Here is a 25,024-nt window from a genome sequence, read left to right on the forward strand (position 1 = left end):
GTGGTGCCTCTATGACCCGCAGCAAAGCTTATCTTTTAACTCTTTTAGGCGCTTCCCTTTGGGGAACCATCGGCCTTTTCGTTGAATACTTGTATCAGGCAGGCTTTACTCCATGGGAAACCGTAGCCATCCGGGCTGTTTTTTCAGCTGTATTCATTGTTTTTATTCTTGCCGTGAAGTTTCCCGGCTATTTGAAAATTAAAATGAAAGATCTTCCCTTTTTTATGGGAACCGGGATTGTAAGTATTGTATTTTTTAACTACTGTTATTTTTTAGTGATTCAGGAAGCTTCGTTGTCGCTTGCTGTCGTTCTTTTATACACCGGCCCTCTATTTGTTACGGTTTTATCGAGGCTTCTGTTTAAAGAATGGCTTACACCGAGAAAACTATTGGCCCTGGGCTTTACCATCATTGGGTGTGCCTTTGCCGTTGGCCTGCTGCCGGGCTTTCAGACGACGGTGACCACTCTTGCGATCGCGGGCGGCGTTGCGTCCGGATTTTTCTATGCGCTTTACAGTATTTTCGGTAAATATGTGAGCCGGACGTATCATTCCATCACTATTACCGCCTATTCATTTATCTGCGCCAGCCTTTTGATGATCCCTGCCGGAGGACTGGCTGCTAAAAGCAGCCTGCTGTTCCAGCCTCAGGTGCTGCTGTTTGCTTTCGGCCTTGCGATTGTTCCGACGGTGCTTGCCTATATTCTCTACACTCTCGGCCTTACGCATATTGAATCCAGCCGGGCTTCCATTCTTTCTACAATAGAACCGGTCGTAGCCATTATTATCGGCGTTGCCGTATTTGGCGACCGGCTCGATGGATGGCAGACGCTAGGCGTACTGCTCGTACTGTCTTCTGTCCTGCTCGTCGCAGAAACCAAAAAAACAAACACAGCGCTCCCCGCAGACAGCCTGTGAAAAAAGCCAGCTTTCCCTTTTATGAGGAGAGCTGGCTTTTTCTGCGCAGTATTTCCGCCGTCTGAACGGCTTTTTTTAATGCAATCACATGCATCGTGTTGTCTTCCATTATAATGATCAGCCTATTTTTTTCGGCATAGGGCGAACCGACGCGGTTTGCTTCATCATGCTCCAAAGCAGACGGACCCTGGGACACTTCTATCTGCTTCATCTGATCGATCGGAAGCATAAGCGTCTGCAGGGAGTGCTTTATATATAAAGTATTTCCGTTAATTTTGGAACGTGTGCGGACAAAATATACATATACCACTGCTATAACGAGCAGCAGTATAATTCCTGCAGCCATTTTCATATAAATTCCCTCTTTTCTCGTTTTTCTGCCAGGGTCTATTCTAACAAAATATTGAATACACTTTGCAATTCTTTTCTTCCGCCTATAAAATAAGAACAAACGTTCGTAAAGTGGTTTGTTTTTTTCACTATATTTACCTTTTGTTCATATAGAAGCTTAACAATCACCCTGGATTTGCATGCAATATCAGAAAGGAGGGAACATCATGGCTTATTATTTATCACATCTTCTGGGAAAGTGCCCTCAGCTTGATTATTATATCCACACCCATAAACAGGCGCTCTCTTCTCCCGTTCTCCGACAGTTTCTTGCCGATCCCCATCACTGCAGTCTTTTTACAGCAGCGGTCTGCCAGACAGAAGAAACTTCCCGGGAAGCACTTAATCAAGCGTTTATCCAATTTCGGGAGGAAAAGAAATTAACAGCCTATATTTTAAAATCGCTTCACTGGCATGCAGTACAATTTGATAAAAAACAACGGAAAAGAGAAGCTGTCCATCCGTTGATTGTAGATAGTGATACGTGGGAAGAGCCGGTATGGGAACCTCCGCAGCACTCACGTTTTCTTGCAGAAGAACTCGAAAGCAGAACCTTATATGCAGCCTACCAGTCATTAACGCCGCACCAGCAGTGGATTCTGCAGAAAAGCTATGCAGAACAAATGAGGGATATTGACCTTTCCTTTCTGACCAACGTAACGCCTCAGGCTGTATACCGCTCCAGGCGCCAGGGCCTTTCGAAACTTTACGCTTATATTACAGCTTCAATCCATTAGAAGGAGCGAGATAACATGACAGTATCCCTATATACATTAGCAGAAAAGGCTAAACAGCAGGATCGGGAGGCGATGTATGACTTCCTGCAGAAATTCGAGCCCTTTATACAAAAATCACTTTCGCAGACGAAGCCCCAGAACCGGGAAGATCTGCGTCAGGATCTTCGTTTAAAATGCATGGAATGTGTCCACCGCTTCGAATCAGAGCAGACGCCCGGGTTTTTTGAGTTTGTGAATACTATTGAACAAAACACAGAATAATCAAATAAGCGGGATTTTTATCATTATTTCCCTTTTTATACGGAATAGGACCTATTAGGCGCCTTACATTTCAATATGATGACAGGGTCTTTAAGACTATATAACGCTTTGCAAAATCCCTTCTAATTAGGTCCCCGCCTGTCTTATACTAATAAATGACAACTAACCTGACATTTTATAAATAGTAGATATACACGGGTCGTAATTGAAGGGGGCTTATAGTGAATAATCGTTTTTCATGGATGAAGTGGGGTATTCCGTTTGTAATTATTCTTACACTTGGATGGACGGCATATTATTTTGTCACCCCCACTTTCAGCCATCAGTATCAGCAATTAACCGAACGTGTAGAAGTTGGCGTGAAATATACAAATCCCGAAGAATCTATTGTCTATATCCATCCATATATTGAAAACCCGAACAGCGAGGAAATCACCTGTTTTCACGATGATCAATTTGTAGAGATCCGGGTCCTGGACGAGGACGGCAATCACCTTGATAAGGCTGTCTCGATGGAAGAAAAGCGCGGAGCCTCTCCTGCCGATGAAGAAACATTAAAGCCGGGCCAGAAAACGATGAATGCCAACTATTATAAAGTGGAGCTTCCCGATAACGCTGCGTCCATTCAGCTTATTTACAGTGGCTCTGTAGAAGATCAATACGGCATTGACCAGCTCGAAGAGACTATTAACATTAACCTGGACTACCTTATTATGTAGAATGCCCCCTGCCCCTTTTAAAAAAAGCTTCCGGCTGTCTCTTTGACAGCCGGAAGCTTTTTTATTCTGCGGTGTTAACAAATATTTCTTCTGCATCAGGTGTTTCGGAAATGTAATCCATTTCTTTGAGCCAGCTGATAGTCTCCTCCCATGATTCCCGGCTCTGGGTTCCGAAGGCTTCTTCCTCTGTTTCCATCTTTCCCATTAGAATATCCAGGCTTTCTTCTTCTACTTCCCGTTCAAGCGGGAAATTTTCCTGATCTTCGTTTTCGAATAAAATATCCAGGCTTTCTTCTGGATGGTTTTTCATATACGTATATCCTTTTTCCGCAGCACTCCAAAAGGCATTAATTTTCGCTTCGTCTTCTTCCAGCGTTTCTTCATTCGTTACAAGAACCAGCTCGTAAAATGGCGGAACTCCGTAATCCACCGGATCAAAGTATTCCACAGAAGTGCCTGCGTGCTCGAGTACCGGCACTTCGTGATTAATATATGCCCCGCTTACCGCATCCGCCCGGTCGCTGACAAGAGAAGACTGCAGCTCAAAGCCGATACCACCAGATCGACCTCGTCAAACTGGCCGCCGTCGGTTTCTACCATGGTTTCTACGATCGGCTCATTGACCGGAATACCGGGGTAGCCTACTGTAAGGCCTTCTAAATCCCTCGGTCGTTCTATGTCGGAATCTGCTTTGTACACAACGTGATTAAGCGGAGACCTCACAATAGCCGCTACGCTCACGACCGGGATCCCTTCAGTACGTGCCGTAATGACGTCCGGCTGATATGTGATGCCAAGATCTACTTCTCCTGCTGCCGCCAGATTAAGAGGATCGGTGGGATTGGTAGGAAACATAATATTTACATCCAGCCCTTCTTCTTCAAAATACCCCTTTTCCTGCGCCGTGTATAAGTAGCTGTGAACCGCATTGGGATACCAGTCCAGCATAATATCGACTTCCTGCAGCTCATTGTTTTCTGTCTGCTGATCCCCGCCGCTTTCATTCCCACAGCCTGCCAGCACCAAAACCCCCGCAGTCAGCATCCCCGATCGTTTAAACCATGTGTTAATCTTTTTCATGATCTTCTTCCTCCTTTTTTTGTTGTCGCATATTCGATCGCTTTCACTCCCAAAAACAGGCCGATGCCTAATAAAGACAACAAAACAATTGGGGCAAATACACCAGCCGCGTCCATCTGTGTCATCATTCTGCGGCTGAAATAACCGAGGCCCGCATCCGCCCCCAGCCATTCCCCGATTGCGGCTCCTATAACGCTGAGCGTTACCGCTACCTTTAACCCGGAATAAAAAGAAGGCAGGGCCATTGGAACCTGAACTTTTCTAAAAATCTGCCAGCTGCCTGCCCCCATCGTACGAAGCAGGTCCTCCATATCTTTACTGGCTGCGCGGAGGCCGTCGAACGCTCCAACCGTAATTGGAAAAAAGGTAATCAGCACCGTGACGGCGACTTTGCTCCACATCGAATAGCCGAACCACAAAACGAAAATCGGCGCCAGCGCAATGATAGGGATGGTCTGTGACGTAATTAACAAAGGAAACACACTTTTTTCCACCGCCCGGCTCCGGCTCATAAGAACGGCAATACCGACTCCGCAAACGATAGAGATTGCGAGGCCGGTTACGATAACGAGAAAAGTCGCCGGAAGGTGCACCAGAAACAAAATATCGGCAAGTTCCCCCAGTCTCTGCAGCACAGCAGACGGCGCCGGAAGAATATAAGGCGTATCGTACCAGCGTGCCACTGCTTCCCAAATGATAAAAAATGCAGCTGCCAGGAGAGCCGCACCGGTATAGGAGGTGCCTGCGCTTTTCCAGCGATTCATATTATCCCGCCCTCTCTGCGCATCCTATTAATAAGTTCCCGCTTCAGCTTTACCAGCTCCGGATGGTCACGGTCATTTTCTTTTCTCGGCCTTGACAGCGGCACCGTAATCTCTGTAAAACGGCCCTCTATCGGCGGCTGCGTAAACAATAAAATATGGTCCGATAGAAACAAAGCTTCCTCTATATCATGGGTAATGAAAACCAGCGTCTGTCCGGCCATCTGCCCAGCAAATCGGGTAATAGAATCAAGCGCACTGAATGGCTCATCCAGCATAAGAATGTCACTGCCTCCTACTACCGCCCGGAGAAAAGACACTCTTTGTCTCATTCCGCCGGACAGTTCATGCGGGTATTGGTTTTCCACCCCGTCCAGGCGAATGCTTTCAAATGGGCGGACACGTTACGCGCCGCTTCTTTTTTGGGGACCCGTTTATTTCCAGGGGAAGCATGCCATTTTCCAAAATAGTCCGCCAGGGCAGCAGAAGATCCTGCTGCGGCATATAGCCGACACGTCCAAGCCTTGTTTCAGGTACAGAACCATGCAGAAGAACCGTGCCCTGATCAGGATGACTTAATCCTGCTGCCAACCGGAAGAACGTGGATTTTCCAGAACCGCTCGGCCCAAGCAGGCTGACAAATTCACCTTCCTTCACCTCTGCCTGTACATGTTGAAAAATCGTCCTCTGACTGCCTTTATATGTGTAGGTCACATCTCGAAATTCCAGTGCTGTCTCCTGATGTTCAGGTCTATACCGTTTATTCATTTTCTGCCTCCCTGCCCCACCACAATCCCGGAATCCCAACACAAAAAAGCCGCTCCAGCAGGGGAGCGGCGGAAAAATCAGTTCTATCAATAAAAACAGCTCGATCGGCTGTTTCTTCAGGTGAACCTTCCGCACTTCCCTCCGCTGGTGTTATCCAGATCAGGTTCCAGGGTTAGGATGAACAACATCCCTCTCAGCTTTTCAGCACCCCTAGTGCTTGTGGTATGAAATTATCTGTCTTCTTAAAGATAGCATACATTGAAAGCAGATTGTACCGGGAGTTTTATTTAAAGAAAAATCTCTGCTCCTGTATATTCAGCACACGTGATATGATTAAGAAAACGTCTACATTAGCTAGGAGAGGCTTTATGACCGATACAATACTTACCATACACCTTATTGTTATTGCTGCCGTCCTTCAGGTGCTATTTCACCAGACCAATATGAAGCGTACGGCAGTTCTTCTTCACTACGTGCTGCGATTTATGTACCTTCCAGCCATTTTTACCGGCGGGCTTGTGCTTGGCCTCCGTCCTGTTTATCTGGGCGGGCTGTTAAAAATTGCCTGCGGCTTTATCAGCGTCGGTTTAATCGAAGTCTACTTAGTTCAGCTGTTTAAAAACACCAGACACCGGCTGTTTACCCGGTTTATGATAGGATTTGTACTATTTACTGTTATCCTCGGATTAACACTGCCCCAGGGTATCTCTCTGCTGTAGGAAAAAAATGGACATCTAAAGGAGCGCTTTTTCATGCCAAAAAATAAAAAACAATTTGCCGTTATCGGCCTGGGCCGATTCGGAGGCAGTATCTGCCGTGAACTCTATCATTTGGGCTACGAAGTTCTCGCCATTGACCAGGATGAAGAAAAGGTGGATGAATATGTTACCTACCCAGACAGATGAAAAAAAAGCCTTAAAGTCGTTAGGGCTTGGCAACTTTGACCATGTTGTCGTCGCGATCGGTGATCATATTCAGGCAAGTGTGCTCACCACACTCGTATTAAAAGATATGAATGTGCCGATTGTATGGGCCAAAGCCCAGAATAAATACCACCAGAAAGTGCTTGATAAAATCGGCGCCGACCGCGTAGTCCACCCGGAATTTGATATGGGAATACGCGTAGCCCACAATATGACTTCCGAAAAGGTTATTGATTTCATCGACTTAAGCAACGACTACACGATTGTAGAAGTATATGCCACAAAAAAACTACCGTAAAACGCTGATTGACTCCACCAATATGGGCCACATCCTTGCTATTAAACGAAATAGACGTTAACGTGTCCCCTCGTCCCAACGATACGATTGAGCAGGGCGACATGCTGATTGTACTGGGCATAAGATGAAATCCGCCGCTTTGAAAACGAAGGGTTATAAGCTTACTGCTTCTACCCAAAAAGATGAAAGAACATCGTTTACAAAGAATTCGAAATCTATTTACCTCTACACGCTAGAGTGGTTTCTCGACAACCTAAAAAAACCAAGCCCGGGGGCCTGGTTTTTTAATAAGATTCTTCAAAACTGGTGGATTTTCTTCAAATCGGACACTTTGTCCTGATTCACTGCTCTATAAGAGCTTCGACTATTTTGGTTACCTTCATAGCCTGCTCCGGGTTTAACAATAAGTTCCGCTCGCCTGTACAGGCATCTACAAAGTTGTTCGCCTGATAGTATGGCTCAATATTATCAATTTTATTAATCTGGGCTGTGCTGTTCAAAAGGGTGCCGTACTTCGCTTGATACAGCTCAAATGGAAATAGCTGAAATCCGCCTTCCACGCCGGAAATGCTGAGCTGTTCCGTATCTTCTTTTATATTGGCTGCCCAGGAACATTCCAGCTGCCAGCGTAATATCATTTTCAAATGTGATATACCCGGTCACGTGATCCTCCACGTTAAAGGTAGTGTGATCAAACTGGCCCCATTCGTTCGTAAGATTCGGCGCTTTGCTTAAACGGTCATACGTTTTTGCCATAACCTCAAGCGGCTCCGGATCTCCAAGCAGCCACAAGGAGATCAAGCAGATGGCAGCCGTAGGTCAATCAGGCTTCCTCCGCCCTGGAGTTCTTTATTTGTAAATACGCCCCAGCCCGGTACTTTACGACGGCGGAGTGCCTGGAAACGACAAACAAGCGGGTCGCCGATTTCATGATTTTCCATCATTTGTTTGGCAATCTGGGCTTCCGGTCCAAAACGATAGTGAAAGGCAACGGCCAGAACCGAATCTGTTTTTTCAGCCGCTTCTATCATACGGCTGCATTCTTCGGTCGTAATAGCCATAGGCTTTTCGCAGAGCACATGAATGCCTCTGTTCAACGCCTGTACGGCAATATCTGCATGAAATTTATTGGGGGTGCAGATAATGACTGCATCCACCTCTTCAAGCATTCTTTCAATATTGTGGTAGACCCGGGCGATAGAGAAAGACGCCGCTACTTCCTGGGCCCGGTCCTGATTAATATCGTATACCCCTTCAATCGATACTTTCTCTTCAAGCTGTTGAAAAGTAGGAATGTGCCTTGACTGCGCGATTCCACCTGATCCAATGATGCCGATTTTCAGCTTGTCCATTACTATTTACCCCCTCTAGTGTGGCCATCAGCGTCCGGCAGCTGTTTTGCCTGCAATAGGCTCAAGCGGCTGGGCGTTTCCGTAAACCGGCTTTGGTGTAGCCAGTCCTGCTGCCCAGTGTATGCCATTGCTTATTACTCGCTGAATGTCTGTATGGTAATACGTTGGATATGTTTCATGTCCCGGCCGGAAATAAAAAATCTTCCCCCGTCCACGCTGAAAAGTGGCACCGCTCCTGAATACTTCCCCACCTTCGAACCAGCTGACAAACAACAATTCCTCCGGTACAGGAATGTCAAAATGCTCCCCGTACATTTCTTCTTTCTCCAGCTCAATAAATTCCCCTATGCCATCCGTAATGGGATGTGTAGGATTGACGACCCAAAGACGTTCCTTTTCATCCGCTTCTCTCCATTTCAGGTCACAGGAAGTACCCATGAGCTTTTTAAACACTTTTGAGAAATGAGCAGAGTGAAGTACTATCAGTCCCATTCCTTCCAACACCCGTTCTTTCACCCGTTCTGCGACCTCTTCGGTCACTTCATCATGAGCCTGATGACCCCACCAGACGAGAACATCCGTATGATTTAGAACCTCCTCTGTTAACCCATGTTCCGGTTCATCCAATGTAGCTGTGCTGACATCAAGCCCCTCTTTTTCCAGGAAGCCTTGAATAGCTCCGTGAATTCCTTCCGGATAAATCGAAGAAACCACCTCGTTTTCTTTCTCGTGCCTGTTTTCGTTCCATACTACAATTTTCATAAAGGCCTCCTATATCAATTATAATATATTTTAGTAATAAATTAACCTTTTGTTGCTCGAACGTTCCCTATGAAAATATACCCTTTTCGAAGGAAAAGAATGAATTACTGCAGTGAAAAGCTCTATTAGTGCGGATTCTGCAGAAAAAAAATGAAATGATGAGAATACTCATCATTTTAAAAATTAAATCATAACAGAAAGAAGATATTATTTTCTTATCTTCTTCACGCTGGCATTATGTAAAACTTACTGCGGAGTGATCCGAAACGTTTCGATTTCTCAGCTTCATTATAGTAAGCGTTTCCAAATAATGCAAGCAGAAATTCAACTAAGCAGAAAAGTAGGCGGAGTGAATCCTTTCCTCTATACTAATAAAAGATGAAAAAAGAGGAGGAATCAGCATGAGGCAGTCCCCTTGAATTGCAAAAAAAGGAGCTGGGTCCAGCTTCAATACCGATCATGCGCTAACTAATGCAGCGTCTCTTGCACCCGCTGAAAAAAAGGCGGTTTTTTTAACCTTTGACGACGGGCCGAGCCGCACTACTCATCAAATTTTGGATATATTAAAAGACAAACAGGCAAAGGCGGCTTTCTTCTGGCAGGGCCGGCTGGTTCATCCGCAGCGGCCTGCACTGCGGGTTATTGAGGAGGGGCATACGCTTGGCTCCCACACTCACCGCCATCCTAACCTTACATCGCTCTCCTTTGATAAACAAAAGCATGAAATACAAAGCAGCCTCGACTCTATCAAAAGTATCAGCCCGGCGCCTATAGAATATTTCCGGCCGCCCTATGGACGCTACAATGAAGAAACGGTTCGTGTCGTAAACGAGCTCGGTTTGGAACTCGTTATGTGGGATACTGCTTCGTTTGACTGGAAAGAAAAAAAGAGCCCGGAGGCTATTCTTTCCAACGTTATGGACACTATCCAGCCGGGATCGATTGTACTGCTTCATGAACTTCAGCAGACTGTGTCCATTCTGCCCGAACTGATCGACCTGCTTCATAAAGAAGGGTATACGTGCCTAGCCCTGCCTTCTCAGCGCAGCGGATAATCGTGGTCAATAGGACGGAAAAAGTTAGTGCGGGTCACTTCAGCCGCCGTTTCCGGATCCCGTTTTTCCATCGCGTAAATAATCTGGTCATGCTCTTCAATGGATTCCTCTGTCAGGATAATCGAATCATGATAGAACAGCCGCCTGACGTGCGATTGCAGGGAAAGTGTGGTTTTTGAAATATACGGATTACGAATGCTGTCTACGATAATATCATGAAACTTTTCGTCCCATTTCAATGCAGCCCGGTAGTCGCCATCCTGAATTGCTTCTGTGAACTGCTCATTTACGTTTCGCAGCTCTTCTATCATTGGCTCTTCCATATTCTTTGCTGCTATTTCCGCTGCCAGCGCCTGCAGGGCAGCGAGCGGTGGAAATATTAATACAGCATCTTCGGGCTTCACCTGTGTTACCTGCGTAACAACTCCAGGCTTCATTGCTACGAACCCATCTTCGTTTAAGAGCTGCAGCGCCTCTCTTATAGGTGTCCTGCTCACTCCAAGAGCCTCCGCCAGTTCAGAGTCGTTAATTTTTTCTTCAGGCTGGAGCGTTCCGTCAATAATCCATTTTTGAATTTGCAGATACGCCCGGTCCTTTGCGGATTTTCTTTCCGGTATAGGTAGATCGGATGGAATCGGCACAGTGCATATCACCTTTCGCTTCATACTCGTTTAGTTAAAGTATAAAGCAAAAAAAATACCAACGCCACAACGTGCTTTTCCTTCCTATATATGGTATATTCTAATATGTAATATATTGCATATGTATATTGTTAGGAGAGTCCGCTATGGAAAACTTACCGGCTTATATTTTGATGGCCGCCATGATGTCAATGCTTCCCGGAGCAGACACTGTACTTATTATGAAAAATACGCTCTCGCACGGCGCAAAAGCCGGGCGGTTTACGATACTTGGCATGGCGACCGGACTGACGTTCTGGACCGTTATTGCGGTTTTGGGCCTTTCCGTCGTTATTTCCCAATCTCCCGTGTTATTTGAAACGATTAAATATCTGGGCGCCGCTTATTTGTTTTATTTAGGCATCCGTTCCTTTATGACAAAAAGCTCATTTTCTTTAAAAGAAGTACAGAAAAGTGCCGACGAAACAGCCGCTGCAGGCAGAAACGGACGCTGCAGGGAGTCCTACCTCCAGGGAGTACTGAGCAACATCCTCAACCCTAAAACGGTGGTGGTGTATATCACCTTTATGCCGCCTTTTGTTGATATGAGCGGCAATGTAAACCAGCAGCTGATGGTGCTTGGCGGCATCTTAACCGTTATCGCCGTCACCTGGTTCCTCGTACTTGTATTCGTGCTCAATCACGTGCAGCGCTGGTTGAACAGCCCGCGCTTCCAGCAGATCTTTCAGAAATCAACAGGCCTTGCATTAATGGCATTCGGCGCTAAGCTTATTTTTTGCAGCACCGTCTCGTCAGTCCCATGAAAAAACCGGCTCCCTTTAAAAGGAGGCCGGTTTTTTCATATTATTTACAGCAGGTTTTCTGTCTTTAAAATATAACCAGACAACTCCAAGCGCTGCTGCGGCAAAAATACTTCCCATCACGAACACAGCGTTCAGACCGATATTTTCCGCTACTGCTCCTCCAATAAGAGGACCGAGGAAGATGCCGAGCGCATAAAACGACTGATAAAAGCCCATAACGGAATTTTTCAGCTGATTTCCCGGCAGACGGGCAATGTTGGCAAGCAGCAGGGGCAGCACAACTCCAAGAGCCAGTCCGATCACTCCATGTACGAGGCTTAAGGTGAGCAGCGAATTAGTCATCGGCACTGCGGCAAGCATAACAACAGTCAGTACCAGCCCTCCGATAAAATAAAACCGCTCCCGCTCCGGTGAAATGGAAGCAAAGGCCACACCGAGCGAAGCTGCCGCATGAGGCACAAAAAAGCCTGTCATCAGCCAGATTAATTCCCTTTCCGTAACGCCCAGGGAACTGGCATACAACGGCGTAAAGCCGAAGATCGTAATAAACATTATTGCGTGGCACAGCATTGAAACCGTTGTGACCGGAAGCAGGTATTTCACTTTAAGCGTGCCTGTTACATATTCAGAAAGCTTCAATTTTGGAGCGCTTCCAGCTTCCACCGGCACCACTTTAACTGCCAGAGCGAGCACCAGTCCGAGAACAGAGAACACGACCGCAATCCAGAATGGCAGCGACCAGCCGAACTGGGACACGAGAAAACCCGCACTAGCCATGCTGATAAATTGAGGCGTGACCGTTAAAAACTGCACGGTTCCCATAGCTCTTGACGATTGATCGGGACGAAAATACTGGGCATACATAATCGTTGCCATCACCCACATTGCTGCGGTCACCCCGGCAAACAGGCGGGCCATTAATATCGGGAAAAAGGAATCAAAATAAATCAGCATCAGACCGCTTACAATCGCAAATACAAAGCCCGCTATATACAACGCTTTACGCAGATACTGAAGCCTGTCGGACAACACGCCGAGCGGAAACCGCAGCAGCACCTGCGTCACGCCATAGCTTCCCAGAATAATGCCAATGGTATCCAGGGGAAACGCCTGGTACTCCAGATATAAGCTGAATGTAGGAATATAAATATACGTAGCAAACCAGAAACAAAAAATACTGGCTAAAAATAATACGTGGTGGCGCAGCGTAATGGTTGTTTTCATACAGTACCTTCTTTCAACCGGAACTTATTTCCTGGTTTCGTTTATCAAATTCAGCGCCTCGGCAGCCGAGGTGACCGGCGTGTGGCAGGAATAATTTTCACACACATAAATCGTCGTGCTGTTTTCCAGCTTTTTATAGCCTTTTACGAAACGAACTGCCGGCTTAAACTGCTCAGCCTCCTCTGCTACAAGAAACGTAACGTTGGGATGAAAATCTTCCTGCAGGGTATCTACAATGTATTTGGTTTCTTCGTCTTCCATGCTCGACAGAATCACTACTTCTTTGGACGATACAACAAGCGCCCCAAGAACCTGCAGAAAATACATATGGCTCTGCGGATGCCGCGCGAGGTTTCCGGAAAACGCCTGAACGCAGGCTTTTGCCGTATTTTCAAATACAGGGTCTCCTGTTAACCGGCCCAGGCGGAGAAGCTGATAAGCGGCCACACTGTTTCCCGACGGCATCGCGCCGTCGCTTGTTTCTTTCGGACGGACCAGAAGGGATTCCGCGTCGCTTCCGTAGAAGAAAAAGCCACCTTCCGCCTCGTCCCAGAACAAGCGGATCATTTCGTGTCCCAGAGCTTTGGCCTGCTCCAGATAATGCAGTTCAAACGTGCTTTCATACATTTCGATGGAGGCCCACAGCATGTTGGCATAATCCTCCAGAAAACCTTTATGCTTCACTTCACCTTCACGCCACCGGACCATCAGACGTTCACCATCGTATAATTCTTTTTCAATAAAAGAATAGGCCTGTTTGGCAGCAATTAAGCTTCCTGCTTCTTTAAATACTCTGCCCGCTTTAGCAAGCGCAGCAATGACAAGGCCATTCCAGGAGGTGAGGACTTTATCATCTTTAAATGGTGCGGTTCGCTTGTTTCTGGCTTCAAACAGTTTCTTTCGGGCATCTTCCAGCTTTCACGGAATGCCTCGTCTTCCATGCGAAAAGAAAGCGCTGCTTCTGATATCGAGGAATCTATCGTATTTGGAATGCTTTTTCCTTCAAAATTGCCCTGCCCGGTAATGTCATAGACCGCGCAGTACTGTTCCCCGGCTTCTTCTCCAAGTATCTGCTTTACTTCTTCAGGCGTCCATACGTAGAATTTTCCTTCCACCCCTTCCGAATCCGCATCTTCTCCGGAATAAAAACCGCCCTGCCCATCCTGCATATCACGTAGCAGGTAGGTTTGTATGCTCAGGGCCGTTTCCCGGAAGCGCCGTTCTTTCGTAATCTGATAGGCTTCCGTGTAGGCCATCAGCAGCAGCGCATTGTCATAGACCATTTTCTCAAAATGAGGCACAAGCCACTTATCGTCTGTGGAGTACCGGGAAAAACCGAAGCCGATGTGATCATAAATACCCCCGGACGCCATATGATCAAGCGTCTGCACGACCATGTGAAGCGCTTCTTCTTCATTTGTATCCTGATAATAACGAAGCAGAAATAAAATCGTATGAGGCGTCGGGAACTTCGGCGCGGAGCCGAACCCGCCGTGCAGCTTGTCAAAGCTGTGAAACAGCTGCTGATACCCCTGAGCAAGCGTCTCGTGCCCAATATCCATCTGGTTGGAGGCATCGCCCGGCTGCAGCACCATTTCCATCTTGCCGGCCACCTCGGCAATTTTATCCGGATCTTCGTTGTATTTATCCGAGAGCTGCGTTACAACATCCGTTATGCCGGGAAGTCCTTGCATCCCCTGCTTCGGAAAATACGTACCAGCGTAAAACGGCTTCTGCTCCGGCGTGAGAAATACGTTAAGCGGCCAGCCGCCGCGGCCCGTCATGGCCTGGCAGGCTTTCATATACAACGCATCAATGTCGGGCCGTTCCTCACGATCCACTTTTATAGCTACCATCCGCTCATTTAACAAAGCGGCTGTCTCCTCATCGGCAAAGCTCTCCTCTTCCATCACATGACACCAATGACAGCTTGAATAGCCGATCGATACTAGCACCGGCTTGTTTTCCTTTCTGGCTTTTTCAAATGCTTCCTCTCCCCACGGAAACCAGTCGACAGGGTTATCTTTATGTTGAAGTAAGTAAGGTGATTTTTCATACTGCAGTCTATTCATTCAAAACACGTCCTTTCTTTCATAGTATAGACGAAAAAGAAGCCGCCCAAACGGCGCCTTCTGTATTTTCTCATAGTTTATCGTTTTTTTCCTTCAGGTTCTTTTATCCGGCATCCAGCGTTTCGGTGACGCCCCATATTTTTGTGTTGCCGTCATAATCATTTAATGCAATGTCCAGATCATGAAAATAACGGTGGAGCATCCGAACTTCTTCCATCTCTCTTTTGGAAGCCACATTCTCCGACAAGGTTTTTATTTCTTCAAGGTCTTCTTCAAGACTTGAGCTGTCCGGCTCCAGTTCGTTTACCTGCTCAATATTTTGTTCTGCCTGCTCTACCTGTTTTTCCATTTCCAGATTCTGCAGCCCTCCGTAGCCGGTAGTGCCGTTATAAAACTGATGGGACTCGCTTACCACTTCTCCAATATCCTGATTGCTTTCTCAACCGTTTCCTGAATTTTTTCTACTTCCTGTTCTGTCTGCGCCTGCTGTTCCTGCTGGGACGTAAAATAAAAATAGGCTGAAACGCCAATTACAGCCAGAACGGCACCCGTGATCCATAAGACTAGTTTCATGATTTCCCCCTTTTTCCATTCTTTTCTACCCTACCAATTATCCTCCCCCGCTGTAAATCTTCTGCAGAAGGTTTATGGACATTTATTCACAAAAAAAAAGCGCCCGGTGGGGCGGCGCTTTTATAATTCTGCTTTTTCTATACGTACTCTGCTGATGGTTCTTCCTTTTGTTTCCAGTATTTCAAAGGTCAGGTCTTCGAGCTCCAGTATTTCCCCCTGCTCCGGAAATCCGTTATGCTCCTTGAGCAGATAGCCTGCGAGCACATCCTCTTCTTCGGGAATCCTGGTATTGAACACCGAATTCAGACGGCGCAGCGTAACTTTTCCGTCGCAGACTACTTCTGTATTGGACACTTTTTCAATACTCGCATCCTCTTCTACGTCCATTTCATCTTCAATTTCAAGACCGATCATTGCTTCAATGATATCCTCATGCGTCAGAATTCCTTCGGTGCCGCCATATTCATCCAGTACAATCGCCATATGCTTTTTTTCTTTCGTCATGCGGCGGAAGACTCCTTCAATTTTATGAAATTCGTATACAATCAAAGGATCGGCGGAGCTGAAAGCTTCAAGCGGCCTTTCCGCTTCCATTGCCCATGATATTAAATATTTTGAATGAAAGACAGAAACAATATCATCAATATCATTATCGTACACCGGATATCTCGTATACGGATTGGCAATTACGATGTCGCGTACTTCTTCAAAAGAAGCACTGAGAGGCAGGGCTTCCACTTCTACACGAGGCGTTTTTAAAACATCTTTTACGTTCAGGTTGTGAAAATCGAGCATGCCTTTAATACGGTGGGACTCCGCTTCGTTAAACGTCCCTTCCGATCCTGCAATATCGACCATCGTGCGGAACTCTTCTTTCGAAACGGATGCTTCCTGCGCCTGGCCTTTTGACAACAGCTTGTTAATCGCGCCTGTCAATTTATTAAGCACAATTGTGATCGGCTTAAATATAATGACAAAAAAGCGGATAATCGGATACACGATTGGAGAAATACGGTCTGCAAATGTTGCCGCGACCGACTTTGGAATAACCTCGGAAAAAATAATAATTACTACAGTCAGAACGGCCGAAGCAATCCCAATACTTATACCGTATTGAATCGCAAGCGCCGTCACCAGCGTGGGCAGTAGAATATTCGCTATGTTATTTCCAATTAAAATCGTTGTAATAAATTCACTTGGGCGCGATAGCAGATCAAGCAGCTTTCCTGCTTTTTTATCTCCATTTTCCGCCTTTGTCTGAAGCTTCATTTTGTTTGTGGCCGTCAGCGCTGTTTCACTTCCGGAAAAGAAAAAAGATACAAATAATAAGATGATGATCGCAATGATCACTGGGGTTCCTCCTTGGATATGTACAATGACATAATCGTTAGTATTGTGTAGTGGTAAAATGGGTGCTTATTACAATTACCCTTAATACAGCCTGTTTATTCCTGCCTGTTTCAAACATGCTATACTTTAAAAAAAGAACGTTGGATACATATCGGAATGAAAGGAGCTGGTTTCACGTGAAACAACCGATTATTCAAAAACCCATACCTTATTACGAGCAGTTTTATCATTCGCTTAAAGCGATGATCGTAGAAGGCACGCTTACGCCCGGCGAGCGCATTAATGAAACACAGCTCGCCAAAGACTTCGGGGTGAGCCGAAGTCCAATACGAGAAGCTATTCGGGTACTTGAACGGGAAGGACTTCTCGTTTCCGATGAAAAAGCGAAAGTGATGGTCTATCAGCCTACGTTTAAGGATGTAGAAGAGATTTACCAGTGCAGGCAGGCACTTGAGTCGTTTGCCGTGCGCTTAATGATAACCGCGGCAGAGGCAGATGAAACCGCCCAAATAGGTTTGGTGCTTGAAGAGACCAGGCAGGCTATCCATCGGGAAGCGCCTGCACAGGAAATTATTAAGCTGAATGAATCCTTTCATAATCATATCATTCTCTTTAGCAGAAACAACCGTCTCAAAAGACAGATTGATGAACTCCGTTCTTTAATGTACTTGTTCCGCACCTACAATTTCACCGGCACAGAAAGAGCTCTGACGATAGAAGCTGAACATTCCGCCATTTATCGGGAAATTAAGGCTGGAAACCAGGAAGCTGCCTCCAAAGCCATGATCCATCATCTCGAACACGATCTCAGCTATCTGAAAGAACAGCTGCAGACAAAAGCACTTATTATTTAATAAACAGGAAATAAATGAAGAGCCCGGCTGCCAAGCCGGGCTCTTCCTTTATGCTATGCCTGCAGGCGGCGGATTATTTCATCTTTCACTTCCGTAGTAGTCGAGGTACCGCCGATATCACGGGTCATAATACCATCTGCAATAACGCCTTCAATTACTTCGAGTAAACGAGCGGCTATTTTTTCTTCGCCAAGATGATCAAGCATCATTTTGGCCGTCCAGATCTGGCCGATCGGGTTTGCAAGCTCTTTGCCGACAATGTCAGGAGCAGAACCGTGAACCGGTTCAAACATCGAAGGGTACTTGCCGTTCATATTAATATTGGCAGCCGGTGCAATACCGACACTTCCCATAATGGCGGCTCCGATATCAGTTAAAATGTCGCCGAACAAATTGCTCGCTACAATGACATCAAACCGCTCCGGTGCTGTAACAAAGAACGCGGCCAGGGCATCAATATGCTGGGACTCCGTCTTAAAATCGGGGTATTCCAGTGCTGTTTCTTCGAAAATTTCATCCCAGAACGGCATCGAATGAATAATTCCATTGGATTTTGTTGCGCTTGTTACTTTTTTCCCGCGCTCTGCCGCCAGTTTAAACGCATGACGAACCGCCCTTTCGGTTGCTTTTCTTGAAAATACGGCGCTCTGAATAGCGATTTGGTCTTCTCCCTGGTAAATACGTCCCCCAATTTCGCTGTATTCCCCTTCACTGTTCTCGCGGACAACTATAATATCGAAGTCTTTTGGGTCGGCAAGCTTTGATTTCAGGCCTTTAAACGTTTTCGCCGGCCTCATGTTAAGCACCTGTTCAAAATTACGGCGGATATTAATCAGCAGCCCCCACAGGGAAATATGATCGGCTACGAGCTCCGGATTGCCAACAGCCCCCAGGAACACCGCATCAAATTCTTTTAGCGTGTCGAGGCCGTCATCGGGCATCATTTTGCCATGCTCTAAGTAATTTCACAGCTCCATGGAAACTGCGTGAATTCAATCTCAACTCCCCCAGAGGCTTTGACCGCTGCCTGTACGACTTCTTCTGCAGCCGGCACAACTTCTTTTCCAATACCGTCACCGGGAATACTTGCTATTTTCAATGTTCTCATCAATTCGTCCTCATTTCCGTCGACCGTCGACTTTTTATCATCATATCTTACCTCTCTCTTTTTGTAAACGCCTCCATAATATACAAAAAAAAGAGCTTTCTCCTTTTAGTAAGAAAAAGCTCTTCGGCGTCAGCGACGGTTCGGGCGGCTCGGCCTGAACTGCTGGCGCATAATGTTATAGATCGCGGAAACATAGCTCATAGGGTGGGAGATTTCTTCGTTCTGCATCGTGTATCGTTCCATCTCAATTCGACCGGATCGTGTACTCATAGAAGTGGACAGGTCTTCATTATAAATCGCCATTGATCGCTTTAAGTAATACTGGTGTTCCTTTTTAAGCTTGCTGTTGGAAGACAGTTGGTGGGATATATCATCGCGCACCGCCCGCGATAAATCCGTGCGGTCTCTCGATGAGAGCACGAGCATATCCATTAAGTGAAGCGTCTTCGCACTGGAATGCTCTTCGATCTTCCGATTCGCCATAATAATGGAGCTCAGCAGAATCTGATAAAGAGCGCCGTACGCAATCAGGTTCAAGAGACTGGTTAAAAAGCCCCCTCCAAACAGTTCGAATAGATACAACCCAGCATTCCGGTACAGCAGGCTGCCGTAAATAATGTTTAGTATAATAGAGGCAAGCAGCCACTCCATCGCAATCATGCCTAGAAATACAGCATAATTCCGGTTCAGCTTGTCTTTGAGCATGCGGCGCAGAGCAAGAGCAAAAGTAAAAAGTAGAATCGGCGTCATAATAATGACGAGCAGGTCAAAAAAATTGGCGCTTCCTGTAGGCACCGGAAGGGAGGTAATGCTCCCTGTCCCTCCGGAAATAATGCCGCGGCTGCCTTCAATAGCTGCAAATATCATATGTGTCGTTCCCCCTGTTCATATGTATCAAACCGTCTTACCAGTATACCACGTGCGGCTCCCGGCTTTACAAGATCGTAAAAAGACGTCCCTTTTCAGGCACGCCTTATGTATTAAATAAGCTTATGAGTGCTGTCTTCACCGACTTCATCGGTCCAGAACACTTCAATTTCATTTAAGCGGTGAAACTTACTCGGGATCAAAGTAATGACAAGATTTGCACCATTTCCTTTAATCACGCCTTTTCTCCAGTTGCTGCTTTCGTAGGAACGGTGCTCAGTGTAATCAGCCCCGTCAAATAATATTTCGGTAATTCTCGCTTCCCCATTGCCGATATTAGAAATAACAACTTCCTGTCGTGCGCCTTTTACCACCTTTTCAATCGTGAAGAACGCTTTGTGCTGATTGTCGATTTCGTCCCGCAGCCGGTTTTCTTCCTGTTCGTAATTCTTTTTTACATATTCTATATGATCCTGGGCGATGGTTACCTGCTCTGCTGCGGCCTGCGCCTGCTTTTTGGCGGTATTGGCCTGCAGCCATGCGAATACGGCGGCTCCAAGGCTGATCACGATCACGAGTACATTTACTGAGGTCATAGTCATTCATCACTCCCTTCTATGATACATAGTATAAGAAAAAATCCGTGCGCCGCCAAGTCCTGCGGATGAATAAACTCTTCATTAGTATAACAAAAATAAATATGCCTATTGCCGGATCCGTATTTTTTCGATTATTTTCCACATTAAAAAGCAGGAGAGCACGCTCCCCTGCTTTTACAATTGATGAATCGGCGTACCTATCACTTTTTCCGCGGCTTCCATTACGCTCTCTCCAAGAGTCGGATGCGCATGAACGACAAGGGAGACATCTTCAGCCGTTAAACCGGACTGAATGCAGAGCGCAAGCTCATTGATCAGTTCCGGAGCTCCTTCTCCGGACGCTTCCGCACCGAGTATTGTTCCATCTGCTTTATCCGTAATCAGCGTTACCATGCCTGCCGTTGTATTCAACGTCAGGGCACGCCCATTATGGCTCATTGGGAAACTGTCAGCCTTCACTTCGTATCCTTCCTGCTGCGCCGCTTCCTTCGATAAACCAACAACAGCAAGCGGCGGCTCGGAGAACACAACGGCCGGAATGACGTAATCCGAGCTGTCTCCTTCCTCTCCTTCCATCGCCTCACTCACCAGTTTACCCTGCATGGAGGCGCGGTGGGCAAGAGCAGGACCCGGCGTAATATCGCCAATGGCAAAAATATGGTGCACGCTCGTCCGACAAGAAGGGCTGACTTCAATAAACCCTTTTTCATTGACTTGGATACCGGCCTTTTCCAGCTCCAGCTTCTCTGTATTTGGCTTTCTCCCCACCGTCACCAGCACATACTCACTTTCGAGCGTTTCTGTTTCTCCACCTTTTTCATACGTAATGACGGCGGATTGTTCTGCCGTATCCACTTTTCTTACTTTAGTCTCTGTATGAACGGCTACATTCGACCGGGTTTTCAGCTCCTCGGCGGCAAGTGCGGACATAGCTTTTGGAAACCCGGGCAGAATACCGGGGAGTCCTTCAATGATCGTTACTTTTGTGCCGAAATTGGCAAACATCGTTCCCAGCTCAATGCCAATATAGCCGCCGCCTATTACCGTCACTGACTCAGGCTTTTTTGTTAAGGCCAGCGCCTCTGTCGATGAGAGTGTCCTTTCATTGAACGGAAACGCCGGAATTTCAACAGGAGAAGAACCTGTAGCGATAATGCAATGCGAGAAAGTAATCTCCTGTCCGCCGGTCACCTTTATCCGGTTGGCATCGGCAAACGAAGCTTCTCCTTTAACAATCTCTACTCCTGCGGCCTGCAGAAGTCCTTTTACTCCACCGGTCAGCTGTTTTACTATTCCCGTTTTCCACTGCTGCAGCTTCTGGAAATCAATCTCAGGCTCCGGATAATGAATGCCGGCTGATGCCGCACGGGCGGGCATCGCAGCATAATGGCCGGCTTCGATTAACGCTTTAGAAGGGATGCAGCCAACGTTTAAACACGTGCCTCCAAGCTCACCCTTATCTACTAATGTTACCTTTCTGCCATTTTGGGCGGCCCGGATGGCCGCAACATATCCTCCGGGTCCCGCTCCGATAATAAGAATCTCTGTGCTTTGTTCCTGCATCCGTCCACCTCCTACAGCAGCATCTGATACGGCTGCTCCAGTGCCGATGCGACATCTTTTAGAAAACGGCTGGCCGGATCGCCGTCTATTACCCGATGGTCAAAGGTTAAGCTGAGCGGCAGAAATCTCCGGGCCTGCGGCTGGCCTTCGATCATGACCACTTCCTCCTGCAGCGAGCCGATGCCTAGAATTCCCGCTTCCGGAGGGTTCAGAATCGGCGTGAAATACTCAATTCCTGTTGCTCCCAGATTCGTAATCGTAAACGTCGATCCGGACATTTCGCTGGTGTCGAGCCGATTTTCGCGTGCTTTTTCAGCCAGCTTCTGGATATTCTCCGCCAGTCCCAGTACCGATTGATGCTCGGCATGGAACAATACCGGCACCACCAGGCCATTATCAAGCGACGCGGCAATGCCTAAATGAACGTGCGGATACGTATGAATCGCGTCTTCTATATACGCGCTGTTCATATGGGAATGAGCCTGCAGGCTTTTAACCACGGCTTTAGCAATAAAAGCAGTAAGCGTCAGTGGTACGGTTTCCCCGCCTTTCTCCAGGCTTTGTTTAGCCTGTTTCTGTACATGAAGCAGATCTGTAACGTCTGCTTTTTTCATCAGAGTCAGCTGTGCGCTCTGCTGCAGGCTTTGATGCATGTTTTCTGCAATCGCTTTTCTCATGCCCCGTACCGGTGTTTTGGTTACGGCTTCTCCTATCCCGGCGTAAGGCACAATTTCCGTTTGAGGCGCCGGTTCCTCCGAGGCAGGCGCCTCATAATTTTCCACGTCCTGCTTGGTGATTCGTCCCTGCGGTCCTGTACCTGTGAGTTTTTCCAGCGGAATGCTTTTTGATTTGGCCAGTTTTTTCGCGGCCGGAGAAATTTTGATATGCCTGGAATCTGAAGCGGCGCGTCCGTTTGTTTTTGGCTCTTCATCCGTCTGGGTTGAAGCAGACTGGACCTGCTGGGCTTCCGGCTTTTCCTGCGGTTCTTCCCTGCTGGATCCAGGCTTTTCTCCTTTTTCTCCAATATAAGCGAGCGTTTTTCCTACTGGAAGCGTATCGTCAACATTCGCAGTAACTTCGAGAATAACACCGCTTGCAGGAGCTTCCAGATCATTTGTTATTTTGTCGGAGCTGATTGTAACGAGCGGATCCCCTTTTTTCACTTCATCATCCGGTTTTACGAGCCATTCAACTATAGTGCCTTCCTCCATGCTCATTCCAAATTTAGGCATCACCACTTCCTGTGCCATGCGCTTCACTCTCCTTCAGCCTGTTCTTGGATTTATCAGCTTGCCACAATAGATTCATCATCGATCAGTTCAGCGACCACTTTAATGACTTTCTCCGGTGATGGGAGATACAGATCTTCCAGCGATGGAGAAAATGGCACCGGGCTGTGCGGAGCAGTTACCATCTTTATTGGCGCATCAAGAAAATCAAAGCCTTTATCCGCTACCATGGCTGAAATATCGGTTGCGGCATTGCAGCGCGGATTGGCCTCATCCACAATAATAAGACGGCTCGTTTTCTGAACCGATTTTAAAATCGTATCTTCATCAAGCGGAGAGAGGCTGCGCGGATCTACTACTTCGGCCTGAATGCCTTTTTCTGCAAGTTTATCGGCCGCATCCAGTGCTGTCTGTACCTGCTTGCCGATGGCAACAATTGTTACATCACTACCTTCACGTTTAATATCCGCCTTGCCGATCGGAATTTTGTAATGCCCTTCCGGCACTTCCCCTTTAACGTTGTAGAGCGTTTTATCTTCAAAAAAGATTACAATGTCATCGTCTTCAATGGCAGAAATCAAAAGACCTTTGGCATCTGCCGGCGTCGAAGGGACGACCACTTTCAATCCCGGGATCGCTGTAAACATGCCGTACAGGCTCTGCGAGTGCTGGGCTGCCGCCCGGAAGCCCGCTCCGTGCATCGTACGGATGACGAGCGGAATTTTTGCGTGTCCGCCAAACATGTAGCGCAGCTTTGCACCCTGATTCATTACCTCATCAAGGCAGCTGCCAATAAAATCGTTAAACATCAGCTCGGCAATTGGCCTCATACCAGTTGCCGCTGCACTGACCGCAGCGCCTACATAGCCCGCTTCGGCAATCGGCGTATCCAGCACCCGGTCGCGTCCAAACTCCTGGACGAGTCCCTGGGTGACGCCCATTACGCCTCCCCATGCTTCTTCGTTCTGCAGATGATCCACGTTCGCTCCCCCCGCTACGTCCTCTCCAAGAAGAATCACATGTTCATCATTTCGCATCGTAATCGCCATCGCCTCATTGACTGCATCTGAAAAAGATATTTTTCTTGCCATCTTTTACTCCTCCCCGCCTGGCTGGTAATCTACATACACATCTGTAGTAAGCTGATCGGCTTCCGGCATTGGACTTTTCTCTGCAAATTCCACTGCGTCTTCTATTTCTTTTCTTACACTTTCATCAATGGAGTGAAGCTCATCTTCAGAGGCCAGATCCGTCGTTAATACATGCTGGCGGAAGCGGATAATCGCATCCAGCTCTTTTAAATGCTCATCGCGCTCTTCATTTGTTTTGTATTTCTGCGCGTCCCCTTCAAAGTGGCCGTAGTTCCGGTACGTTTTGCACTCAATTAATGTTGGCCCTTCTCCATTTCTGGCCCGCTCTACGGCGCGTTCCGCTGCTTCATATACCGCCATCGTGTCTTTGCCGTCCACCGTCTCACCCGGAATGCCATAAGAAGCAGCCCGATCGGCAATTGATTCGCAGCTGGACGCATATTCAAATGGAGTAGCCTCTGCATAGCCATTGTTTTCCGCTACAAATATAACCGGAAGCTTCCAAATGGCTGCCATATTGATCCCTTCATGAAATGTTCCGTGATTGTTAGCTCCGTCTCCAAAGAAACAAACCGCTACCCCGCCGGTTTTGCGGAGCTTGGCAGACAGCCCTGCTCCGGTTGCCAGAGGAAAACCACCACCGACAATCCCGTTTGCTCCAAGCATGCCTTTACTGACATCGGCAATGTGCATCGATCCGCCTTTTCCTTTGCAGAGGCCGGTAGATTTACCGTAAATTTCAGCCATCATGCCTTTCAAATCACATCCTTTGGCAATGCAGTGCCCGTGGCCGCGGTGCGTGCTCGTAATGCTGTCCTTGTCGTCAAGGTGCGCACATACTCCAACCGCTACCGCTTCTTCTCCTGCATACAGGTGCACAAATCCCGGCAGGACACCGGTGCTGAACGTTTCGTGAACCTGGTCTTCAAACCTGCGGATTTCTGCCATCTTCTGGTACATCCATTTTGCTTTTTCCGACGTGAGGGACTGCTGTTGAATTTCCGATACTCCCATTCTCGTTAACCTC

The 25,024-nt window shown here is 47.1% G+C and carries 26 protein-coding genes, 4 pseudogenes and 1 riboswitch; of the genes and pseudogenes, 9 read left to right on the forward strand and 21 right to left on the reverse strand.

The genetic code is table 11. The features are described 5' to 3' along the window. Window positions 1-11 precede the first annotated feature (11 nt). Entirely contained in the window at window positions 12-917 is a 906-nt protein-coding gene (locus tag MMY81_RS09460) for an EamA family transporter (RefSeq protein WP_252312641.1), read from the forward strand. 19 nt (window positions 918-936) lie between these two features. Here MMY81_RS09460 and MMY81_RS09465 read toward each other — a convergent pair whose 3' ends face one another. Beyond that, complete coding sequence (locus MMY81_RS09465; RefSeq protein ID WP_252312642.1) at window positions 937-1,269, reverse strand: SunI/YnzG family protein; 333 nt, start codon at window positions 1,267-1,269, stop codon at window positions 937-939. Between the two features lie 205 nt (window positions 1,270-1,474). Between MMY81_RS09465 and MMY81_RS09470 the strand changes: the two genes are divergently transcribed. The 3 genes from MMY81_RS09470 (at window position 1,475) to MMY81_RS09480 (ending at window position 3,024) form a co-directional block, all read left to right on the forward strand. Beyond that, a complete protein-coding gene (locus MMY81_RS09470) occupies window positions 1,475-2,044 on the forward strand; it encodes a sigma-70 RNA polymerase sigma factor region 4 domain-containing protein (RefSeq protein WP_252312643.1) in 570 nt (189 codons plus the stop codon). A gap of 15 nt (window positions 2,045-2,059) precedes the next feature. Further along, window positions 2,060-2,305 (forward strand): helix-turn-helix domain-containing protein, encoded by a 246-nt coding sequence (locus MMY81_RS09475; protein WP_252312644.1) that lies wholly within the window; start codon window positions 2,060-2,062, stop codon window positions 2,303-2,305. Between the two features lie 221 nt (window positions 2,306-2,526). After that, window positions 2,527-3,024: a hypothetical protein gene (locus tag MMY81_RS09480; RefSeq protein WP_120191440.1), complete on the forward strand. Its 498-nt coding sequence runs from the start codon at window positions 2,527-2,529 to the stop codon at window positions 3,022-3,024. A gap of 61 nt (window positions 3,025-3,085) precedes the next feature. Here MMY81_RS09480 and MMY81_RS36245 read toward each other — a convergent pair whose 3' ends face one another. Genes MMY81_RS36245 through MMY81_RS33935 form a run of 5 tightly spaced genes read right to left on the reverse strand, consistent with a single transcriptional unit; the run spans window position 3,086 to window position 5,633 of the window. Continuing rightward, window positions 3,086-3,577: an ABC transporter substrate-binding protein gene (locus tag MMY81_RS36245; RefSeq protein ID WP_483882486.1), complete on the reverse strand. Its 492-nt coding sequence runs from the start codon at window positions 3,575-3,577 to the stop codon at window positions 3,086-3,088. Beyond that, entirely contained in the window at window positions 3,526-4,104 is a 579-nt protein-coding gene (locus MMY81_RS36250) for an ABC transporter substrate-binding protein (protein WP_483882484.1), read from the reverse strand. The genes MMY81_RS36245 and MMY81_RS36250 overlap by 52 nt, the downstream gene beginning before the upstream one ends. After that, window positions 4,101-4,868 carry an ABC transporter permease gene (locus tag MMY81_RS09490; protein WP_252312645.1) on the reverse strand — a complete coding sequence of 256 codons (768 nt, stop codon included), beginning with the start codon at window positions 4,866-4,868 and terminating at the stop codon, window positions 4,101-4,103. Before MMY81_RS09490 ends, MMY81_RS36250 begins: the two co-directional genes overlap by 4 nt. After that, on the reverse strand, window positions 4,865-5,233 hold the full coding sequence (locus MMY81_RS33930; protein ID WP_308215284.1) for an ATP-binding cassette domain-containing protein: 369 nt from the start codon (window positions 5,231-5,233) through the stop codon (window positions 4,865-4,867). Before MMY81_RS33930 ends, MMY81_RS09490 begins: the two co-directional genes overlap by 4 nt. Window positions 5,234-5,252: 19 nt before the next feature. Beyond that, window positions 5,253-5,633, reverse strand: a complete 381-nt coding sequence (locus tag MMY81_RS33935; protein ID WP_308215285.1) for an ATP-binding cassette domain-containing protein — start codon at window positions 5,631-5,633, stop codon at window positions 5,253-5,255. 119 nt (window positions 5,634-5,752) lie between these two features. After that, a riboswitch (TPP riboswitch) is annotated at window positions 5,753-5,855 on the reverse strand. Between the two features lie 146 nt (window positions 5,856-6,001). Between MMY81_RS33935 and MMY81_RS09500 the strand changes: the two genes are divergently transcribed. Then, window positions 6,002-6,352, forward strand: a complete 351-nt coding sequence (locus MMY81_RS09500) for a DUF1516 family protein (RefSeq protein ID WP_252312646.1) — start codon at window positions 6,002-6,004, stop codon at window positions 6,350-6,352. Between the two features lie 33 nt (window positions 6,353-6,385). Continuing rightward, a pseudogene (locus tag MMY81_RS09505) lies at window positions 6,386-6,854 on the forward strand (potassium channel family protein). A 253-nt stretch (window positions 6,855-7,107) separates the two neighbouring features. Here the strand turns inward: MMY81_RS09505 and MMY81_RS09510 are convergent. Both MMY81_RS09510 and MMY81_RS09515 read right to left on the reverse strand, forming a co-directional pair. Then, window positions 7,108-8,206, reverse strand: a pseudogene (locus MMY81_RS09510) (Gfo/Idh/MocA family protein). Window positions 8,207-8,233: 27 nt separating this feature from the next. Beyond that, the gene (locus MMY81_RS09515; protein WP_252312647.1) at window positions 8,234-8,968 is read right to left on the reverse strand and encodes a ThuA domain-containing protein; all 735 of its coding nucleotides are present in this window, start codon (window positions 8,966-8,968) and stop codon (window positions 8,234-8,236) included. 419 nt (window positions 8,969-9,387) lie between these two features. Between MMY81_RS09515 and MMY81_RS09520 the strand changes: the two genes are divergently transcribed. Beyond that, window positions 9,388-10,023, forward strand: coding sequence for a polysaccharide deacetylase family protein (locus MMY81_RS09520; RefSeq protein ID WP_308215294.1), 636 nt, complete (start codon window positions 9,388-9,390; stop codon window positions 10,021-10,023). Here MMY81_RS09520 and MMY81_RS09525 read toward each other — a convergent pair. Beyond that, a complete protein-coding gene (locus tag MMY81_RS09525; RefSeq protein ID WP_120191431.1) occupies window positions 10,008-10,664 on the reverse strand; it encodes a GntR family transcriptional regulator in 657 nt (218 codons plus the stop codon). The two genes, MMY81_RS09520 and MMY81_RS09525, sit on opposite strands and share 16 nt — an antisense overlap. A gap of 146 nt (window positions 10,665-10,810) precedes the next feature. Between MMY81_RS09525 and MMY81_RS09530 the strand changes: the two genes are divergently transcribed. Continuing rightward, a complete protein-coding gene (locus tag MMY81_RS09530) occupies window positions 10,811-11,467 on the forward strand; it encodes a LysE family transporter (RefSeq protein ID WP_252312648.1) in 657 nt (218 codons plus the stop codon). Window positions 11,468-11,482: 15 nt separating this feature from the next. On the opposite strand, the gene MMY81_RS09535 is transcribed toward MMY81_RS09530, so the two are convergent. The 5 genes and pseudogenes from MMY81_RS09535 to MMY81_RS09555 form a co-directional block, all read right to left on the reverse strand. Next, window positions 11,483-12,691: an MFS transporter gene (locus tag MMY81_RS09535; RefSeq protein WP_252312649.1), complete on the reverse strand. Its 1,209-nt coding sequence runs from the start codon at window positions 12,689-12,691 to the stop codon at window positions 11,483-11,485. Between the two features lie 24 nt (window positions 12,692-12,715). Then, window positions 12,716-14,763 (reverse strand): annotated as a pseudogene (locus MMY81_RS09540) (thioredoxin domain-containing protein). 103 nt (window positions 14,764-14,866) lie between these two features. After that, window positions 14,867-15,178 carry a hypothetical protein gene (locus MMY81_RS09545; protein WP_252312650.1) on the reverse strand — a complete coding sequence of 104 codons (312 nt, stop codon included), beginning with the start codon at window positions 15,176-15,178 and terminating at the stop codon, window positions 14,867-14,869. Then, window positions 15,172-15,336 carry a hypothetical protein gene (locus MMY81_RS09550; protein ID WP_252312651.1) on the reverse strand — a complete coding sequence of 55 codons (165 nt, stop codon included), beginning with the start codon at window positions 15,334-15,336 and terminating at the stop codon, window positions 15,172-15,174. Before MMY81_RS09550 ends, MMY81_RS09545 begins: the two co-directional genes overlap by 7 nt. 120 nt (window positions 15,337-15,456) lie before the next feature. Next, window positions 15,457-16,686 carry a hemolysin family protein gene (locus MMY81_RS09555; protein ID WP_252312652.1) on the reverse strand — a complete coding sequence of 410 codons (1,230 nt, stop codon included), beginning with the start codon at window positions 16,684-16,686 and terminating at the stop codon, window positions 15,457-15,459. Window positions 16,687-16,862: 176 nt separating this feature from the next. On the opposite strand from MMY81_RS09555, the gene MMY81_RS09560 reads away from it, so the two are divergent. After that, window positions 16,863-17,540, forward strand: a complete 678-nt coding sequence (locus MMY81_RS09560; protein ID WP_252312653.1) for a GntR family transcriptional regulator — start codon at window positions 16,863-16,865, stop codon at window positions 17,538-17,540. A 53-nt stretch (window positions 17,541-17,593) separates the two neighbouring features. Here MMY81_RS09560 and MMY81_RS09565 read toward each other — a convergent pair. From MMY81_RS09565 to MMY81_RS09595, 7 genes and pseudogenes are all read right to left on the reverse strand, one after another. Further along, window positions 17,594-18,648 (reverse strand): annotated as a pseudogene (locus tag MMY81_RS09565) (tartrate dehydrogenase). Between the two features lie 129 nt (window positions 18,649-18,777). After that, window positions 18,778-19,515, reverse strand: a complete 738-nt coding sequence (locus MMY81_RS09570) for a hypothetical protein (RefSeq protein ID WP_120191424.1) — start codon at window positions 19,513-19,515, stop codon at window positions 18,778-18,780. 113 nt (window positions 19,516-19,628) lie between these two features. Continuing rightward, on the reverse strand, window positions 19,629-20,117 hold the full coding sequence (locus MMY81_RS09575; protein WP_252312654.1) for a hypothetical protein: 489 nt from the start codon (window positions 20,115-20,117) through the stop codon (window positions 19,629-19,631). A gap of 171 nt (window positions 20,118-20,288) precedes the next feature. Continuing rightward, window positions 20,289-21,677: a dihydrolipoyl dehydrogenase gene (gene lpdA / locus MMY81_RS09580; RefSeq protein WP_252312655.1), complete on the reverse strand. Its 1,389-nt coding sequence runs from the start codon at window positions 21,675-21,677 to the stop codon at window positions 20,289-20,291. 11 nt (window positions 21,678-21,688) lie between these two features. Beyond that, window positions 21,689-22,927 carry a dihydrolipoamide acetyltransferase family protein gene (locus MMY81_RS09585; RefSeq protein ID WP_252312656.1) on the reverse strand — a complete coding sequence of 413 codons (1,239 nt, stop codon included), beginning with the start codon at window positions 22,925-22,927 and terminating at the stop codon, window positions 21,689-21,691. Between the two features lie 35 nt (window positions 22,928-22,962). After that, on the reverse strand, window positions 22,963-23,997 hold the full coding sequence (locus MMY81_RS09590; protein WP_252312657.1) for an alpha-ketoacid dehydrogenase subunit beta: 1,035 nt from the start codon (window positions 23,995-23,997) through the stop codon (window positions 22,963-22,965). Window positions 23,998-24,000: 3 nt separating this feature from the next. Then, window positions 24,001-25,011, reverse strand: a complete 1,011-nt coding sequence (locus MMY81_RS09595) for a thiamine pyrophosphate-dependent dehydrogenase E1 component subunit alpha (protein WP_252312658.1) — start codon at window positions 25,009-25,011, stop codon at window positions 24,001-24,003. Window positions 25,012-25,024: the final 13 nt, after the last annotated feature.

Source organism: Sinobaca sp. H24 (assembly GCF_023845525.1).